Below are 18,411 nucleotides of genomic sequence, written 5' to 3'. Positions count from 1 at the left end.
AGCGGAATGGACTATTTTTCGCATTAACTAAACGGCGCATTGCCCTGCAGCATGGTGTAAATAGCGGTGAATGCGCTGAAATCTTATATTCATCAGGTAGTTAGGTAATCACTTTTAACACTATGATTTACCTGAAAAAACGATTAGTCGTTTTAGTTATTTATTATTTCCATCCCTTCTTTAATTGTTGATAACCTGCTGGTTAACCTTGGCTCATTACAGTCTGTAAGCCCTTTTTTTGCCCTTTGCTACTGGAAGCTAAATACGTATGACTTCTCAGGTTCCACCGAGCGCTTTGCTGCCGTTAACGCCGGACCAGCTGGCACGCCTTCAGGCGGCGACCACTGATTTTTCAACCACTCAGCTGGCCTGGTTATCCGGTTATTTCTGGGGAATGATTAACCAGCAGCCTGGTGCTGTCGCGGCGGCTCCGGCCCCTGCGGCAGAAGTCCCAGTGATTACGCTAATTTCCGCGTCGCAGACCGGCAACGCACGCCGCGTGAGTGAGCAGCTGCGGGACGACCTGCTGGCGGCGAAGCTGAACGTCAATCTGGTGAACGCGGGCGACTATAAATTCAAACAAATAGCCCAGGAAAAACTGCTGATTGTCGTCAGTTCCACGCAAGGGGAAGGCGAGCCGCCTGAAGAGGCAGTGGCCCTGCACAAATTCCTGTTCTCGAAAAAAGCACCGAAGTTGAACGGCACCGCGTTTGCCGTCTTTGGCCTCGGTGACAGCTCGTATGAATTCTTCTGCCAGTCCGGCAAAGACTTCGACAGTAAACTGGCTGAATTAGGCGGGGAGCGCCTGTTGGATCGCGTTGATACCGACGTAGAGTACGAGCCTGCCGCCCAGGCATGGCGCAGCCAAATCGTTGAACGGCTGAAATCCCGCGTCCCGGCCGAAACACCGGCTCAGGCTGCCGCGACGGCCACGGGCGTGAGCAACGAAATCTTCACCAGCCCTTACAGCAAAGAATCACCGTTGACCGCCACGCTTGCGGTGAACCAGAAAATTACCGGCCGTGACTCCGATAAAGACGTGCGCCATATCGAAATCGATCTTGGCGACTCCGGCCTGCGCTATCAGCCGGGCGATGCGCTTGGCGTCTGGTATCAGAACGATCCGGCGCTGGTGAAAGAGCTGACGGACCTGCTATGGCTGAAAGGCGATGAAAGCGTCACCCTCGATGGCAAAACGCTGCCGTTAAGCGAAGCGCTGCAGTGGCACTTCGAGCTGACGGTCAACACCGGCAATATCGTTGAAAACTACGCCCAACTGACCCGCAACACGGCGCTGCTGGAGCTGGTGGGCGATAAAGCCAAATTACAACATTACGCGCAGACCACGCCGATTGTGGACATGGCGCGCTACGCCCCGGCAGAGCTGACGGCTGAACAGCTGACTGGCCTGCTGCGTCCGCTCACCCCGCGCCTTTATTCTATTGCCTCTTCGCAGGCGGAAGCTGAAACCGAAGTCCACATTACCGTGGGCGCGGTGCGCTATGACATCGAAGGCCGTGCCCGCAGCGGTGGCGCTTCAGGTTTCCTGGCCGACCGCCTTGAGGAAGATGGCGAAGTGCGCGTGTTCATTGAACATAATGATAACTTCCGCTTACCGGCCAACCCTGAAACCCCGGTCATTATGATTGGCCCTGGCACCGGCATCGCCCCGTTCCGCGCCTTTATTCAGCAGCGCGACAGCGACGGCGCTGGCGGCAAGAACTGGCTGTTCTTTGGCAACCCGCACTTTACCGAAGATTTCCTTTATCAGGTGGAATGGCAGCGCTACGTCAAAGACGGCCTGCTGACGAACATCGATTTAGCCTGGTCCCGTGACCAGCAGCATAAGATATACGTACAAGACAAACTGCGCGAGAAAGGCGCGGAACTGTGGCGCTGGATTCAGGAAGGTGCCCACATTTACGTCTGCGGCGACGCCAACCGTATGGCGAAGGACGTTGAGCAGGCGTTACTGGAAGTGGTTGCCGTCCACGGTGGCATGGACACCGAAGCGGCAGATGAATTTTTAAGTGAGCTGCGCGTTGAGCGCCGTTATCAGCGAGATGTCTACTAATGAGTGAAAAACACCCTGGCCCTCTGGTGGTCGAAGGCAAACTGGTCGACGCCGAACGCCTGAAGCGCGACAGCGATTTTCTGCGCGGCACCATTAAAGAAGATCTGCAGGATGGCCTGACCGGCGGTTTCAACGGCGACAACTTCCTGCTGATCCGCTTCCACGGCATGTATCAGCAGGATGACCGTGATATTCGAGCCGAACGCGCTGAGCAGAAGCTGGAGCCGCGTCACGCGATGATGCTCCGCTGCCGCCTGCCGGGGGGGATTATCACCACCCAGCAGTGGCAGGCTATTGATAAGTTTGCCGAAGATAAGACCATCTACGGCAGTATTCGCCTGACCAACCGCCAGACGTTCCAGTTCCACGGCATTTTGAAGAAGAACGTCAAGCCCGCGCATGAAATGCTGCACGAGGTGGGTCTGGACGCGCTGGCGACGGCCAACGACGTGAACCGTAACGTGCTGTGTACCTCTAACCCGGTAGAGTCTGAGCTGCATCAGGAAGCCTACGAATGGGCGAAAAAGCTCTCCGAGCACCTGCTGCCGCGCACCCGCGCCTACGCCGAGATTTGGTGGGACAAAGAAAAAGTCGCCACCACCGACGAAGAGCCGATTCTGGGGCCGACCTATCTGCCGCGTAAGTTTAAAACTACGGTAGTAATCCCGCCGCAGAACGACGTGGATCTACACGCCAACGACATGAACTTCATTGCGATTGCGGAAAACGGCAAGCTGGTTGGCTTCAACCTGCTTGTCGGCGGTGGCTTGTCCATCGAACACGGGAATAAAAATACCTATGCCCGCACGGCGAGCGAATTCGGCTACATTCCGCTGGAGCATACTCTGGCGGTAGCGGAAGCGGTGGTGACAACCCAGCGCGACTGGGGAAACCGTACTGACCGTAAAAATGCTAAAACCAAATATACCCTTGAGCGCGTTGGCGTTGACGTGTTTAAGGCGGAAGTTGAGCGCCGCGCTGGCGTCAAGTTTGAGCCAACCCGCGCATACGAATTTACCGGCCGCGGCGATCGTATTGGCTGGGTGAAGGGCATTGACGACAAATGGCACCTGACGCTGTTTATCGAAAATGGCCGCATCCTGGATTACCCTGGGCGACCGCTGAAAACCGGTCTGCTGGAGATAGCCAAGATCCACAAAGGTGATTTCCGCCTGACGGCAAACCAGAACCTGATCGTCGCCGGTGTGCCGGAAAGCGAAAAGGCTAAAATTGAGAAGCTGGCAACCGAGTCTGGCTTTATGAATGCGGTTACGCCGCAGCGTGAGAACTCAATGGCCTGCGTGGCGTTCCCGACTTGCCCGCTCGCGATGGCGGAAGCCGAACGCTTCCTGCCGGAGTTTGTCACCAAAGTTGAGCAGGTGATGGATAAACACAAAGTGCCAGATGAGCACATTGTGATGCGTGTTACCGGCTGCCCGAACGGCTGTGGCCGCGCGATGCTGGCCGAAATTGGCCTCGTGGGGAAAGCGCCTGGGCGCTACAACCTGCACATTGGCGGCAACCGTATCGGGACGCGTATTCCGCGCATGTACCGCGAAAATATCACCGAGCCGGAGATCCTCAGCTCAATTGATGAGCTGGTGGGCCGCTGGGCGAAAGAGCGCGAGGCTGACGAAGGCTTTGGTGATTTTACCGTACGCGCGGGGATTATTCGCCCGGTGCTCGATCCGGCCAGGGATTTGTGGGACTAGTTTTTCCCCTCACCCTAACCCTCTCCCCAAAGGGGAGAAGGGATTAGCATAACGATTGCCGAGCTTCGCTTCCCCCTCTCCCTTTCAGGGTGAGGGCTGGGGTGAGGATCATTTATCACTAAGTGAGGCATATATGTCCGTACTCGATCTTACCGCGCTGAACGCTCTTCCTAAGGTCGAACGCGTTATGGCGCTCGCCGAAGTCAACGCTCAGCTAGAAAAACTTAGCGCGCAGCAGCGCGTGACCTGGGCGCTGGAAAATCTGCCGGGGGAATTTGTGCTCTCGTCCAGCTTCGGCATTCAGGCCGCCGTGTGTCTGCATCTGGTCACGCAGCAGCGCCCCGATATCCCGGTCATCCTGACCGACACCGGCTATCTGTTCCCGGAAACCTACCAGTTTATCGACGAGCTTACCGACAAGCTGAAGCTGAATTTGCAGGTGTTCCGCGCGACCGAAAGTCCGGCCTGGCAAGAAGCGCGTTACGGTAAGCTGTGGGAGCAGGGCGTGGAGGGGATTGAACGTTACAACGACATCAACAAAGTTGAGCCGATGAACCGCGCCCTGAAAACGCTGGAAGCGCAAACCTGGTTTGCTGGCCTGCGTCGTGAGCAATCCGGTAGCCGGGCAAATTTGCCAGTGCTGGCGGTACAGCGTGAAGTCTTTAAAATTTTGCCAATTATCGACTGGGATAACCGCACGGTTTACCAGTACCTGACCGAGCACGGGCTGAAGTACCATCCGCTCTGGGATCAGGGCTATTTGTCCGTCGGCGACACCCACACCACCCGGAAGTGGGAACCCGGTATGGCAGAAGAAGAGACGCGTTTCTTTGGCCTGAAACGCGAGTGCGGTTTGCACGAATAAGTACACCCTCGCCATTACGGCGAGGGGAAAATCACTTCCCGGCCTTCGCCAACTCTTTCACCAGCGGCAGCAGAATACGCACCGTGTCATGGCTGCGGCGCTTAATTCTGCCCGGCAGTGCTTTATCCAGATACTCGAGGTTGTCGAGCGTGGCGTTATGCCAGCTGTTACCGTCTGGAAATGCCTTGTTTTTACTGCGCTGCTGATAACCGTCTTTCGCCCCAAGCGCCCAGTTGGTGGCCTCCACGGACAGCACCGGGATCCCGGCCTTGTCGAACGGTTCAGCATCGCCACAGCAGCCGGTGCCTTTCGGGTATTTCGTATTCAGCCCCGGATTGCTGGTGGCCTGAATCCCGGCGCGATGAGCCAGCGTCAGCGCGCGATCGCGGGTCAGTTTGCGCACGGCCGCAGGCGTTGATGCCCCGCTATTGAAGTAGAGCTTATCGCCAACGATCAGGCTGTCCAGGCTGATCACCAGCAGCGTGTTGGCCTGCTCCTCTTTGCTCATGCGCTCCAGAATATTTTTCGCGCCCAGGGAGCCAATTTCTTCTCCACTGGTGGCAATAAAGCGGATGCCGTAGCGGGTAGGAATATCTTTCAGGCGCTCGCCCAGCTCCAGCATGACGCCAAGGCCGGAAGCATTATCGTCCACGCCCTGCAGCGTGAGGCCACCGAGATTATTGTCCACGTCTTTATCATTGAGCGGCGTATAGGTGTCCAGATGCGCCATGATAATAATTTGCTGCGGCAGTTTACCTTCACGGGCGGCAATCACGCTGCTGGTAGTGACGTTATGCCAGGTCTGATGCCCCGCTTTCGTGGTGTAGATATAGCGGGTATTAAACTGGCGAATATCGCTCTGGTATCCCCAGCTTTTAAACTGCTGCTGAATATAGTCTGCGGCCAGCATTTCGGCAGGGCTGCCGGTCATTCGGCCCGGAAAATAAGTCGCGATATGGCGGGTTTGCTGGTCGGCAAGGTCGCCTTGTTGCGTGACCTTCGCCACTGCGGGAAAGCTAAAGCACGCGCCCAGCGCCAGGCAAATCACCGAGCGGCACAATGCGGAAAACATAGTACGTCCTTATTCATCTTTATTAGTCGGAAGTTTTAAGCGCCGTTAGTATGAAACTGTGAGCCAGGTTAAACAATTTCATTTGCTCTTAAACCCGCGAAAAAACGGCGGGTTAAGCACATTTTGTTGTTAGCTTTACCGGGGCGTTATTCTTTTCGGGAACTAGTCATTCCAATTCGTAATTTCATAACAAATAAGCCCAAGACTTATAGTCCCCTTAGATTAAATCTCAAGCGGCTGCGATGAACGGCCGCGGCGTATCTGCTTAAGGGAAGGTTATGGACCAAAAACGACTCACTCACTTGCGGCAACTGGAGGCAGAAAGCATCCATATTATCCGTGAGGTCGCTGCCGAATTTTCTAATCCGGTGATGATGTATTCCATTGGGAAAGACTCTTCGGTCATGCTGCATTTGGCCCGTAAAGCTTTCTACCCAGGTACGCTGCCGTTCCCGCTGCTGCACGTTGATACCGGGTGGAAATTCCGCGAAATGTACGAATTCCGTGACCGCACGGCGAAAGCCTACGGCTGCGATCTTATCGTACACCGCAATCCAGAAGGCGTAGCGATGGGCATTAACCCGTTCGTTCACGGCAGCGCCAAACATACCGATATCATGAAAACCGAAGGGCTTAAACAGGCGCTGAATAAATACGGTTTTGATGCGGCCTTTGGCGGCGCGCGGCGCGATGAAGAGAAATCCCGTGCGAAAGAGCGTATTTACTCTTTCCGCGATCGCTTCCACCGCTGGGACCCAAAAAACCAGCGGCCTGAGCTGTGGCATAACTACAACGGCCAGATAAATAAAGGCGAAAGTATTCGCGTGTTCCCACTCTCTAACTGGACCGAACTGGATATCTGGCAGTACATCTACCTGGAAAATATCGACATCGTTCCGCTGTATCTGGCGGCGCCGCGTCCCGTGCTGGAGCGCGACGGTATGCTGATGATGATTGACGACGATCGTATCGATTTGCAGCCGGGTGAAGTGATTGAACAACGTATGGTGCGCTTCCGTACCCTGGGCTGCTGGCCGCTGACCGGCGCGGTGGAGTCAACCGCGCAGACGCTGCCGGAGATCATCGAAGAGATGCTGGTTTCCACTACCAGTGAACGCCAGGGACGCATGATTGACCGCGACCAGGCAGGCTCGATGGAGCTGAAAAAACGCCAGGGTTATTTCTAAGGAGCCGCCAGATGAACACCACTATTGCACAACAAATCGCTGATGAAGGTGGCGTCGAAGCCTACCTGCACGCCCAGCAGCACAAAAGCCTGCTGCGCTTTTTGACCTGCGGCAGCGTCGATGACGGCAAAAGCACCCTGATTGGCCGCCTGCTGCACGACACGCGCCAGATTTATGAAGATCAGCTCTCGTCGTTGCATACCGACAGCAAACGTCACGGCACGCAGGGAGAGAAGCTCGACTTAGCGTTGCTGGTGGATGGTCTACAGGCCGAGCGCGAGCAGGGTATTACCATCGACGTGGCCTACCGCTATTTCTCCACTGAGAAACGCAAATTCATTATTGCCGACACGCCGGGGCACGAACAGTACACCCGCAATATGGCGACCGGGGCATCGACCTGCGACCTGGCGATCCTGCTGATCGACGCCCGCAAAGGCGTGCTGGATCAAACCCGTCGGCACAGCTTTATCTCCACTCTGCTGGGGATCAAACATCTGGTGGTGGCGATCAACAAGATGGATCTGGTGGCGTTCAGCGAGCAGACCTTCGAACAGATCAAGCAGGATTACCTGACCTTTGCTCAACAGCTGCCGGCGGACCTGGATATCCGTTTTGTGCCGCTTTCCGCGCTGGAAGGGGATAACGTCGCCAGCGCCAGCGCTCAAATGCCGTGGTACAGCGGCCCGACGCTGCTCGAAGTGCTGGAAACGGTAGAGATTATTCGCGGCGTAGAGCAGCAGCCAATGCGCTTTCCGGTGCAGTACGTGAACCGCCCTAATCTCGACTTCCGCGGCTATGCGGGGACGCTCGCTTCCGGCACCGTTAGCGTGGGCCAGCGCGTCAAAGTGCTGCCGTCTGGCGTGGAATCCAGCATCGCCCGAATCGTGACTTTTGATGGAGATTTGCAACAAGCCGGCGCGGGGGAAGCGATTACCCTGGTGCTGAAAGACGAAATCGACATCAGCCGGGGCGACCTGCTGGTGGAGGCGACGGAATCGCTGGCCGCGGTGCAGAGCGCGAAAGTGGATGTCGTCTGGATGGCGGAACAGCCGCTGGTACCGGGACAGAGCTTTGATATCAAAATCGCCGGGAAGAAAACCCGTGCGCGCGTCGACAATATTCAGTACCAGGTTGAAATTAACTCGCTGACTCAGCGCGTGGTAGAAAGTTTGCCGCTGAACGGGATTGGGCTGGTGGATCTCACCTTCGATGAGCCGCTGGTGCTCGATAAATATCAGTCCAACCCGGTGACCGGCGGGCTGATTTTCATTGACCGACTGAGCAACGTGACCGTCGGCGCAGGCATGGTGCGCGAGCCGCAGACAGAGGTTTATCAGGAACCTTCGGCCTACAGCGCGTTTGAGCTTGAGCTTAACGCCCTGGTGCGTCGCCACTTCCCACACTGGGGCGCGCGCGATCTGCTGGGAGGCAAATAATGGCCGACCATGATGAAAACGTGGTCTGGCATGCTCATCCGGTGACGCGTGAGCAGCGTGAAGCCTTGCACAAGCACCGCGGCGCGGTGCTATGGTTTACCGGCTTGTCCGGCTCCGGGAAATCGACCGTAGCCGGCGCCCTTGAGCAAGAGCTGCATAAACTTGGCGTAAGCACGTACTTGCTTGATGGCGACAACGTGCGCCACGGCTTGTGCAGCGACCTGGGTTTTAGCGATGAGGACCGCAAGGAGAACATCCGGCGGGTTGGCGAAGTTGCTGGCCTGATGGTGGATGCGGGCCTGGTGGTGCTCAGCGCGTTTATCTCGCCTCACCGGGCTGAAAGGCAAATGGTGCGCGAACGGGCCGGGGAAGGGCGTTTCTACGAAGTGTTTGTGGACACGCCGTTAGCCATTTGCGAAACGCGCGATCCTAAAGGGCTTTACAAGAAGGCCAGGGCTGGGGAACTGAAGAATTTTACCGGGATTGATTCGGCGTATGAGGCGCCGTTGCGGGCCGAAATTCACTTAGACGGCGAACAATTAGTAACAAATTTAGTGGCCCAAATATTAGACCTGCTGCGTCGCGACGATATCATCAATTGCTGAAGACGCCCGGAAGCACAACGCTTCCGGCCATCAGGGTTATGAAATCAGTTATGCGCAACAGCACGAATATCGTTATCTCTCAGGCTGAACCCAGCCCGACGGTCGAGGAAACAACCTGGTCACTGCCCGGGGCGTTTATCGGCTTTTTGTCGTGGTTGCTGGCGCTAGGTATTCCCTTTTTGGTCTATGGCCCCAACACGCTCTTTTTCTTCCTCTACACCTGGCCATTCTTCCTGGCGCTGATGCCGGTCGCGGTGGTGGTGGGGATTGCCTTGCACTCCATCTTGCGTGGCAAGCTGCTGTTCAGCTGTGTGGCTACGCTGCTCTCCGTGGCGCTGATGTTCGGCGTGCTCTTCATGTGGCTTATGGGTTAGCCGTGCCGAACTGCTTCAAACCGTAACAGACTATTTATGGGCAACGTTAAGCTAAACTTGCTCCAATCGCGCATGAATTCGCGTTATGTGGTAAATTCTGGCGCGATTTGGCGCGCAGGGTGGCTTGCCGCAGTGGAGTCGACGAAAAAGTTGTGGGATGATTGTGCCGTTTTTCAGGGGGCAGGATGGGTAAACTAACGCTGCTGTTGCTGGCCTTGCTGGTCTGGCTTCAGTATTCGCTGTGGTTCGGAAAAAACGGCGTACACGATTACACGCGCGTCAGCGAAGATGTCGCTGCGCAGCAGGCAACCAATGCCAAACTAAAATCTCGCAACGATCAGCTTTTTGCCGAAATTGACGACCTCAACGGCGGCCAGGAAGCGATCGAAGAGCGCGCTCGCAACGAACTCAGCATGACCAAGCCGGGAGAGACTTTCTACCGCCTGGTGCCGGATGCCTCCAAACGCGCAGCCAACGGTAATACCTCCAACGCCTGGCAAAATAATCGATAACTCAGCATAAGTGAAAGGCATGGCAGACTCCTCCCCGGACGTAATTGCCGTGATACCGGCCGCCGGTATCGGCAGCCGTATGCAAACGGAATGTCCTAAGCAGTACCTACACATCGGCGACAAAACGATTCTCGAACACTCGGTGGCCAGCCTGATGGCGCATCCGCGCGTGGGCCAGGTGATCGTGGCGCTCAGCCCCAACGACACCTATTTTTCCTCTTTATCGCTGGCAACCCATCCTCGCGTCACCGTGGTGACTGGCGGCAAGCAACGTGCAGATTCCGTGCTGGCTGGCCTGCAGGCCGCAGCTAATGCTGAATGGGTGCTGGTGCACGATGCCGCACGCCCCTGCCTGCATCGGGACGATCTGAATAACCTGCTGGCGATTACCACCAGCAGCAAAATCGGCGGTATTCTGGCGGCCCCGGTTCGCGACACCATGAAGCGGGGCGAGCCGGGCAAAGGGCTGATTGCCCATACGGTTGATCGTGAAGATCTTTGGCATGCCCTGACGCCGCAGCTTTTCCCTCTCGAACTTTTGCGCAGCTGCCTGCTGCGCGCGCTGGATGAAGGTGCCACTATTACCGATGAAGCGTCGGCCCTCGAATATTGCGGCTTTCATCCAGAACTGATTAGCGCCCGGGCGGATAATATCAAGGTGACTCGCCCTGAAGATCTGGCCCTGGCGGCTTTCTATCTTACGCGGTTAACCCAAACGGAGAATTTATAATGCGTATTGGACATGGTTTTGATGTTCATGCTTTTGGCGGCGAAGGCCCGATTATTATTGGTGGCGTTCGTGTCCCGTTCGAAAAAGGGCTGCTGGCTCATTCCGACGGCGACGTTGCTCTGCATGCCTTGACCGATGCGCTGCTGGGTGCCGCTGCACTGGGGGATATTGGCAAGCTGTTCCCGGACACAGATCCTGCTTTTAAAGGGGCGGACAGCCGTGAGCTGCTGCGTGAAGCCTGGCGCCGGATTCAGGCCAAAGGTTTTACCCTCGGGAACGTAGACGTGACGATTATCGCCCAGGCGCCGAAAATGGCCCCGCACATCCCGCAGATGCGTGTGTTTATTGCCGAAGACCTCGGCTGCCATATGGATGACGTCAACGTCAAAGCAACCACCACCGAGAAACTCGGCTTTACCGGGCGCGGCGAAGGTATTGCCTGCGAAGCCGTGGCGCTGCTGCATAAGGCCGGCAAGTAATGGACATGCAAAACCTGATGTGGCTGTACGGCAAGCCGCAGGGCAGCGGCGTCATCAAGGCCAGCCCAGAAGATTTCGTGGTGATTGAGGATTTGGGCTTTGGCCCGGACGGTGACGGTGAACATCTGCTGCTGCGCATTCTGAAAAGCGGCTGCAATACACGTTTCGTGGCCGATGCTCTGGCGAAATTCCTCAAAGTTCATGCGCGCGAAGTCAGCTTTGCCGGGCAAAAAGACAAACATGCGGTGACCGAACAGTGGTTCTGCGTTCGCCTGCCGGGCAAAGAGATGCCGGACATGAGCGCTTTTACGCTCGAAGGCTGCCAGGTGCTGGAGTTTGCTCGCCACCGCCGCAAGCTGCGCTTAGGCGCTCTGAAGGGAAACCGCTTTACCCTCGTGCTGCGCGAGGTAAGCGATCGCCACGAGATGGATCAGCGCCTGCAGGCCGTAGCGGAGCAGGGCGTGCCTAACTATTTCGGCAGCCAGCGTTTTGGCATCGGCGGCAATAATCTGCATCAGGCGAAACGCTGGGCAGAAAGCAATGCGCCGTTGCGCGACAGAAATAAACGCAGTTTTTGGTTGTCGGCAGCCCGCAGCGCGTTGTTTAATCAGATTGTTAGCCAGCGCCTGAAAAAAACAGACTTTAATCAAGTTGTTGATGGCGATGCGCTACAATTGGCAGGGCGCGGCAGCTGGTTTGTGGCGACCCCGGAAGAACTTCCTGACCTGCAACAGCGAGTGAATAACGGCGAACTGCTGATCACCGCTTCGCTGCCGGGCGATGGCGAGTGGGGAACGCAAAATGCAGCGCTGGCTTTTGAGCAGCAATCCGTGGCGGACGAAGAGATTCTGCTGGGGCTGCTGAAGCGTGAGCGGGTGGAAGCGGCGCGCCGTGCGATGCTGGTTCAGCCGAAAGAGCTGAGCTGGAACTGGTGGGATGATGTCACCGTCGAGCTGAACTTCTGGTTACCGGCGGGAAGTTTTGCCACCAGCGTTATCAGGGAACTCATGAACACAGCGGGTGATTATGCGAATATTGCTGAGTAACGATGACGGAGTCCATGCGCCTGGTATTCAGGTGCTGGCGAAGGCGTTGCGTGAATTTGCCGAGGTGCAGGTGGTGGCGCCGGACAGAAACCGCAGCGGCGCATCAAACTCGCTGACGCTGGAGTCATCGCTTAGAACCTTTACCCTCGCCAACGGGGATATCTCCGTTCAAATGGGAACGCCGACGGACTGTGTCTATCTCGGCGTCAATGCTCTGATGCATCCGCGCCCGGATATTGTGGTGTCGGGCATCAACGCCGGGCCAAATCTCGGCGACGACGTTATCTATTCCGGCACCGTTGCGGCGGCGACGGAAGGGCGTCATTTGGGGCTCCCGGCGCTGGCCGTCTCGCTGGATGGCCATCAGCATTATGAAACCGCTGCGGCGGTCACCTGCTCTATTCTCCGGGCGCTGGCTCGGGAGCCACTGCGCACCGGGCGCATTCTGAATATCAACGTTCCAGATTTACCGCTGGACCAAATCAAAGGCATTCGCGTCACGCGCTGCGGCAGCCGTCATCCGGCAGACCAGGTGATTCGCCAGGAAGATCCGCGTGGCAACACGGTGTACTGGATTGGCCCACCGGGGGAAAAACTGGATGTTGCACCGGACACCGACTTTGCCGCCGTCGACGAAGGCTATGTGTCGGTGACGCCGCTGCATGTCGATTTAACCGCACATAGCGCCCATGAAGTCGTTGGCCACTGGCTTGAAAAAGCCGGAGTTGAGGCGCAATGGTAAGTAAACGCGTACAGGCTCTTCTCGATCAATTACGTGCCCAGGGCATCAAGAATGAACAGGTTCTTGAGGCTATTGCGCAGGTGCCACGTGAGAAGTTTGTCGACGAAGCGTTTGAACACAAAGCCTGGGAAAATACCGCGTTACCTATTGGGTCTGGTCAGACTATCTCTCAGCCGTATATGGTGGCGAGGATGACGGAGCTGCTGGAGCTGACGCCGCAGTCAAAAGTGCTGGAAATTGGCACCGGGTCTGGCTACCAGACCGCGATTCTGGCGCATCTGGTAGGGCATGTTTGCTCCGTGGAGCGTATCAAAGGGCTGCAATGGCACGCCAGGCGTCGCCTGAAGCAGCTGGATTTACACAATATTTCGACCCGTCACGGCGATGGCTGGCAGGGCTGGCAGGCAAAAGCGCCGTTCGACGCTATCATTGTGACAGCGGCACCGCCGGAAATTCCCACTGCGCTGCTGTCGCAGCTGGATGACGGCGGCATTCTTGTTTTACCCGTGGGGGACGACCGGCAGTTTTTGAAGCGCGTGCGGCGCCACGGGGATGAATTTTTAATCGACACGGTAGAAGCTGTTCGCTTTGTGCCCTTAGTACGCGGCGAATTAGCATAACCCGGAAATATCCGGTTTTCTTGCTGCCAATTCGGCGTAACGTAGCCGAATTCAGCAAAAGCTGGCGTGGATTACGCCGCTTTTCTACAGTGTTTTATGCATATCTGGTTGTTATCATTTTGGGGGATAAATGAGCGCGGGAAGCCCAACTTTCACTTTACGCCGGGCGGCGATGTTGACGCTAACCAGCCTTTGGCTGGCAGGCTGTACAAGCAACAATAATACCCAGGCGCCGATCAGTTCCGTTGGCGGCAATGGCAGTTCTTCAGGCTCTTCAACCGGCAGCCTGCTGGTGACGAAGCCACCGACAATGTCCGCTCCGATCCAGCAACCTCAGATTCAACCTGTGCAGCGCGTTCAGCAGCCACAAATTCAACCGGTTCGCCAGCCTCAGGCCCAGCCCGTAGCGTCAGAGCCTGTACAGACTGAAAATGGCCGCATTGTCTACAACCGTCAGTACGGCAACATCCCTAAAGGAAGCTACGCGGGCGGCAGTACCTACACCGTTAAACGCGGCGATACTTTGTTCTACATTGCGTGGATTACCGGGAACGACTTCCGTGACCTGGCGCAGCGCAACAACGTACCGGCTCCATACGGTTTGGAAGTAGGGCAAACCCTTCAGGTCGGCAACGCCTCCGGCACGCCAATCACCGGCGGGAACGCGGTGACCGCCGCCGATGCCCGCGCGCAGGGCGTCGCGACGCCAGTTGAACAAAACTCAACCAGGGTAGTTGCTTCTAAACCGACAATTACGTATTCTGAGGATTCAGGTGAACAGAGTGCTACTAAAATGTTACCGGGCAATAAGCCAGCTGAGACTGTTGTCACAGCACCGGTGACGGCACCTGTGGTTAGCTCTACCGAACCTACCGTCAGCAGTACGTCTAACAGCTCGCCAATTTCAACCTGGCGCTGGCCGACCGACGGTAAGATCATCGAAAACTTTGCGGCAACCGAAGGGGGCAACAAAGGGATCGATATCGCGGGCAGTAAAGGACAGGCCATTATCGCGACCGCCGCAGGGCGCGTGGTATATGCCGGTAACGCGCTGCGCGGTTACGGTAATCTAATCATCATCAAACACAACGATGATTATCTGAGTGCCTACGCCCATAACGATACAATGCTGGTCCGGGAACAAGAAGAAGTTAAGGCGGGGCAAAAAATAGCTACCATGGGTAGCACCGGAACCAGTTCTACACGATTGCATTTTGAAATTCGTTACAAGGGGAAATCCGTAAACCCGCTGCGTTATTTGCCGCAGCGATAAACCGGCAAAACATTCATTGAGTGTATTGCCCAGGGATCACGGGTAGGAGCCACCTTATGAGTCAGAATACGCTGAAAGTTAACGAGTTAAACGAAGACGCGGAATATGATGAGAACGGAGTTGAGGCTTTTGACGAAAAAGCCCTTGTAGAAGAGGAACCCAGTGATAACGACCTTGCAGAAGAAGAGCTGCTGTCACAGGGTGCAACACAGCGTGTACTAGATGCGACTCAGCTTTATCTTGGGGAGATCGGTTACTCTCCATTATTAACAGCCGAAGAAGAAGTTTACTTTGCTCGCCGCGCGTTGCGCGGTGATGTAGCCTCCCGCCGACGCATGATTGAAAGTAACCTGCGTCTGGTGGTGAAAATTGCCCGTCGCTACAGCAATCGTGGTCTGGCGCTGCTGGATCTGATTGAAGAGGGCAATCTTGGGCTGATTCGTGCGGTTGAGAAGTTTGATCCGGAACGTGGGTTCCGTTTCTCAACGTACGCCACATGGTGGATTCGTCAGACCATCGAACGGGCAATCATGAACCAAACCCGTACGATTCGCCTGCCTATTCACATTGTGAAAGAGCTGAACGTTTATCTGCGTACCGCTCGCGAACTCTCTCACAAGCTCGACCACGAGCCGAGTGCCGAAGAGATTGCCGAGCAGCTGGATAAACCGGTTGATGACGTTAGCCGTATGCTGCGTCTCAACGAGCGCATTACCTCGGTAGACACCCCATTAGGTGGTGACTCTGAGAAAGCGCTGCTGGATATCCTCGCGGACGAGAAAGACAACGGCCCGGAAGACACCACGCAAGACGATGACATGAAACAAAGCATCGTGAAGTGGCTGTTCGAACTGAACGCTAAGCAGCGTGAAGTGCTGGCTCGTCGTTTTGGTCTGCTGGGTTATGAAGCTGCAACGCTGGAAGATGTGGGTCGTGAAATCGGCCTGACTCGTGAACGCGTTCGTCAGATTCAGGTTGAAGGCCTTCGCCGTCTGCGTGAAATCCTGCAGGCTCAGGGGCTGAACCTCGAAGCGCTGTTCCGCGAATAATCGACTCTTCAAATAAAAAAGCGGTGATGCAAATCACCGCTTTTTTTATGCCTGTTGTTCGATAACCGCTACACCAAACTCTTCAGCCGATAGATCCACTCCAGCGCCTGACGCGGAGAAAGAGAATCCGGATCCAGGCTCTCCAGCGCCTCGACGGCAGGGGATGTCTCTTCCGTCGTGGTCAGCAGCGACATTTGCGTCCCATCCACCTGGCTTGCGGCCGCATTGCCGGAAATGCTTTCCAGCTCGCGCAGCTTCTGGCGCGCACGTTTGATCACGTCTTTTGGCACACCCGCCAGCGCGGCTACGGCCAGGCCGTAACTCTTGCTCGCCGCGCCGTCCTGCACGCTGTGCATAAAGGCGATGGTATCCCCATGCTCCACGGCATCCAGATGGACGTTAGCCACGCCTTCCATTTTTTCCGGCAGCGTGGTCAGCTCGAAATAGTGGGTAGCGAACAGCGTCAGCGACTTAATACGGTTGGCCAGGCTTTCGGCGCAGGCCCAGGCCAGCGACAGGCCATCATAGGTCGACGTGCCACGGCCAATCTCATCCATCAGGACCAGGCTGTGTTCGGTCGCATTGTGCAGAATGTTGGCGGTCTCTGTCATCTCCACCATGAAGGTTGAGCGACCAGAAGCCAGGTCATCGGCAGCGCCTACGCGGGTAAAGATGCGATCAACCGGGCCAATTTCTGCCTGCTGAGCTGGCACAAAACTGCCGATATAGGCCAGCAGAGCAATTAACGCGGTCTGGCGCATATAGGTACTTTTACCGCCCATGTTCGGGCCGGTAATGATCAGCATTCTACGCTGAGGGGAAAGGTTTAGCGGGTTAGCGATAAACGGTTCGCTGAGCACTTGTTCCACTACCGGATGGCGGCCGCCGACCAGCTTAATGCCGGGCTTGTCCGTCAGCGTCGGGCAAATGTAGTTCAGGGTATAAGCGCGCTCGGCCAGGTTCACCAGCACGTCCAGCTCCGCCAGCGCGGTAGCGCTTTTTTGCAGCGCTTCCAGGTGCGGCAGCAGCAAATCAAACAGCTGATCGTAAAGCTGTTTCTCCAGCGCCAGCGCTTTGCCTTTGGACGTCAGGACCTTGTCTTCGTACTCTTTCAGCTCAGGAATAATGTAGCGCTCGGCGTTTTTCAGCGTCTGGCGGCGAACATAGTTGATCGGCACCAGATGGCTTTGGCCGCGGCTGACCTGGATGTAGTAGCCGTGCACGGCGTTAAATCCCACTTTCAGCGTATCCAGGCCCAGGCGTTCGCGCTCGCGAATTTCCAGGCGATCCAGGTAGTCAGTTGCGCCATCGGCCAGGGCTCGCCATTCGTCCAGCTCTTCGTTATAGCCGGGAGCGATAACGCCGCCGTCGCGCACCAGCACCGGGGGCGATTCGATAACCGCCTGCTCGAGTAATTCGCGCAGCTCTACAAATTCACCCATCTGCTCGCGCAGGGTTTGCACGTAGTCGGTGCTTACGTCAGACAGGATCTCGCGCAAGGCGGGCAGTTGCTGGAAGGCATAACGCATACGTGCCAGATCGCGTGGGCGAGCGGTGCGCAGCGCCAGACGGGCAAGGATACGTTCCAGGTCGCCGACCTGACGCAGCGTAGGCTGAATATCTGTGGTGCGCTCCTGCAGGGCCGCAATAGTTTGCTGCCGCTTGGTGAGCACATCGACGTTACGCACCGGCATATGCAGCCAGCGTTTGAGCATACGGCTGCCCATCGGCGTCACGGTGCAGTCCAGCACCGAGGCCAGCGTGTTCTCCACGCCGCCGGACAGATTCTGGGTGATCTCAAGGTTACGGCGGGTGGCTGCATCCATAATGATGCTGTCCTGCTGCCGGTCCATGGTCACGGAACGGATATGCGGCAGGGAAGTGCGCTGGGTATCTTTGACGTACTGCAGCAGACAGCCGGCGGCGCAAAGCCCATGGTGGGCGTTCTCGACGCCAAAGCCGGTCAGGTCCCGAGTGCCAAACTGCAGATTTAGCTGCTGGCGCGCGGTTTCAATCTCGAACTCCCAAAGCGGGCGGCGGCGCAGGCCACGGCGGCCATCAATCAGGCTCATCTCAGCGAAGTCTTCCGCATACAGCAGCTCCGCCGGATTGGTGCGTTGAAGTTCGGCGGCCATGGTTTCACGGTCTTCCGGTTCGGTCAGGCGGAAGCGCCCGGAACTGATGTCGAGCGTCGCATAGCCAAAACCTTTGCTGTCCTGCCAGATTGCCGCCAGCAGGTTATCCTGGCGCTCCTGCAGCAGTGCTTCGTCGCTGATGGTGCCCGGCGTGACGATGCGAACAACTTTACGCTCAACCGGCCCTTTGGTGGTTGCCGGGTCGCCAACTTGTTCGCAGATGGCCACGGACTCGCCAAGGTTCACCAGTTTAGCCAGGTAATTTTCCACCGCGTGATGAGGCACGCCCGCCATAGGAATAGGTTCGCCCGCAGAAGCTCCGCGCTTGGTCAGGGAGATATCCAGCAGTTGAGAAGCGCGTTTTGCATCGTCATAGAACAGCTCGTAGAAGTCACCCATGCGGTAAAACAGCAGGATGTCACGGTGCTCGGATTTAAGACGCAGGTACTGCTGCATCATCGGGGTATGGGCGTCGAAGGTTTCGCTAGTACTCATGG

Annotated in this window: 17 protein-coding genes; 15 read left to right on the top strand and 2 right to left on the bottom strand. The window is 56.5% G+C overall.

Features of this window, described 5'->3' with window-relative positions:
- The first annotated feature begins 268 nt into the window (after window positions 1–268).
- From cysJ to cysH, 3 genes are all read left to right on the top strand, one after another.
- The gene (gene cysJ / locus ACR6JA_RS13145) at window positions 269–2,074 is read left to right on the top strand and encodes an NADPH-dependent assimilatory sulfite reductase flavoprotein subunit (protein WP_494493641.1); all 1,806 of its coding nucleotides are present in this window, start codon (window positions 269–271) and stop codon (window positions 2,072–2,074) included.
- A complete protein-coding gene (cysI, locus tag ACR6JA_RS13140; RefSeq protein WP_494493640.1) occupies window positions 2,074–3,786 on the top strand; it encodes an assimilatory sulfite reductase (NADPH) hemoprotein subunit in 1,713 nt (570 codons plus the stop codon). The genes cysJ and cysI overlap by 1 nt, the downstream gene beginning before the upstream one ends.
- Window positions 3,787–3,919: 133 nt before the next feature.
- Entirely contained in the window at window positions 3,920–4,651 is a 732-nt protein-coding gene (gene cysH, locus ACR6JA_RS13135) for a phosphoadenosine phosphosulfate reductase (protein ID WP_213715264.1), read from the top strand.
- Window positions 4,652–4,682: 31 nt separating this feature from the next.
- On the opposite strand, the gene ACR6JA_RS13130 is transcribed toward cysH, so the two are convergent.
- Window positions 4,683–5,723: an aminopeptidase gene (locus tag ACR6JA_RS13130; RefSeq protein WP_494493639.1), complete on the bottom strand. Its 1,041-nt coding sequence runs from the start codon at window positions 5,721–5,723 to the stop codon at window positions 4,683–4,685.
- Between the two features lie 278 nt (window positions 5,724–6,001).
- Between ACR6JA_RS13130 and cysD the strand changes: the two genes are divergently transcribed.
- The 12 genes from cysD (at window position 6,002) to rpoS (ending at window position 15,779) form a co-directional block, all read left to right on the top strand.
- Complete coding sequence (gene cysD, locus ACR6JA_RS13125) at window positions 6,002–6,910, top strand: sulfate adenylyltransferase subunit CysD (RefSeq protein ID WP_008458345.1); 909 nt, start codon at window positions 6,002–6,004, stop codon at window positions 6,908–6,910.
- An 11-nt stretch (window positions 6,911–6,921) separates the two neighbouring features.
- Window positions 6,922–8,349 (top strand): sulfate adenylyltransferase subunit 1, encoded by a 1,428-nt coding sequence (gene cysN, locus ACR6JA_RS13120; RefSeq protein WP_494493638.1) that lies wholly within the window; start codon window positions 6,922–6,924, stop codon window positions 8,347–8,349.
- The gene (gene cysC / locus ACR6JA_RS13115; protein WP_039287155.1) at window positions 8,349–8,954 is read left to right on the top strand and encodes an adenylyl-sulfate kinase; all 606 of its coding nucleotides are present in this window, start codon (window positions 8,349–8,351) and stop codon (window positions 8,952–8,954) included. Before cysN ends, cysC begins: the two co-directional genes overlap by 1 nt.
- 50 nt (window positions 8,955–9,004) lie before the next feature.
- Window positions 9,005–9,328, top strand: coding sequence for a DUF3561 family protein (locus tag ACR6JA_RS13110; protein WP_008458338.1), 324 nt, complete (start codon window positions 9,005–9,007; stop codon window positions 9,326–9,328).
- 185 nt (window positions 9,329–9,513) lie between these two features.
- Entirely contained in the window at window positions 9,514–9,840 is a 327-nt protein-coding gene (ftsB, locus tag ACR6JA_RS13105) for a cell division protein FtsB (protein WP_494493637.1), read from the top strand.
- A gap of 19 nt (window positions 9,841–9,859) precedes the next feature.
- The gene (gene ispD, locus ACR6JA_RS13100; RefSeq protein ID WP_213715260.1) at window positions 9,860–10,570 is read left to right on the top strand and encodes a 2-C-methyl-D-erythritol 4-phosphate cytidylyltransferase; all 711 of its coding nucleotides are present in this window, start codon (window positions 9,860–9,862) and stop codon (window positions 10,568–10,570) included.
- Window positions 10,570–11,049, top strand: a complete 480-nt coding sequence (gene ispF, locus ACR6JA_RS13095; RefSeq protein ID WP_008458332.1) for a 2-C-methyl-D-erythritol 2,4-cyclodiphosphate synthase — start codon at window positions 10,570–10,572, stop codon at window positions 11,047–11,049. The genes ispD and ispF overlap by 1 nt, the downstream gene beginning before the upstream one ends.
- On the top strand, window positions 11,049–12,095 hold the full coding sequence (gene truD, locus ACR6JA_RS13090; protein ID WP_494493636.1) for a tRNA pseudouridine(13) synthase TruD: 1,047 nt from the start codon (window positions 11,049–11,051) through the stop codon (window positions 12,093–12,095). The genes ispF and truD overlap by 1 nt, the downstream gene beginning before the upstream one ends.
- Window positions 12,076–12,837, top strand: coding sequence for a 5'/3'-nucleotidase SurE (surE, locus tag ACR6JA_RS13085; RefSeq protein ID WP_039287134.1), 762 nt, complete (start codon window positions 12,076–12,078; stop codon window positions 12,835–12,837). Before truD ends, surE begins: the two co-directional genes overlap by 20 nt.
- Window positions 12,831–13,457, top strand: a complete 627-nt coding sequence (locus tag ACR6JA_RS13080; RefSeq protein ID WP_008458329.1) for a protein-L-isoaspartate(D-aspartate) O-methyltransferase — start codon at window positions 12,831–12,833, stop codon at window positions 13,455–13,457. Before surE ends, ACR6JA_RS13080 begins: the two co-directional genes overlap by 7 nt.
- A gap of 130 nt (window positions 13,458–13,587) precedes the next feature.
- Window positions 13,588–14,730, top strand: coding sequence for a murein hydrolase activator NlpD (gene nlpD / locus ACR6JA_RS13075; RefSeq protein WP_213715258.1), 1,143 nt, complete (start codon window positions 13,588–13,590; stop codon window positions 14,728–14,730).
- Between the two features lie 56 nt (window positions 14,731–14,786).
- Window positions 14,787–15,779 carry an RNA polymerase sigma factor RpoS gene (gene rpoS / locus ACR6JA_RS13070; protein ID WP_008458325.1) on the top strand — a complete coding sequence of 331 codons (993 nt, stop codon included), beginning with the start codon at window positions 14,787–14,789 and terminating at the stop codon, window positions 15,777–15,779.
- A gap of 68 nt (window positions 15,780–15,847) precedes the next feature.
- Here rpoS and mutS read toward each other — a convergent pair whose 3' ends face one another.
- On the bottom strand, window positions 15,848–18,409 hold the full coding sequence (mutS, locus tag ACR6JA_RS13065; protein ID WP_494493634.1) for a DNA mismatch repair protein MutS: 2,562 nt from the start codon (window positions 18,407–18,409) through the stop codon (window positions 15,848–15,850).
- Window positions 18,410–18,411: the final 2 nt, after the last annotated feature.

The organism is Cedecea sp. B1(4) (genome assembly GCF_059414925.1).
This window is presented reverse-complemented; position numbering and strand designations above follow the sequence as displayed.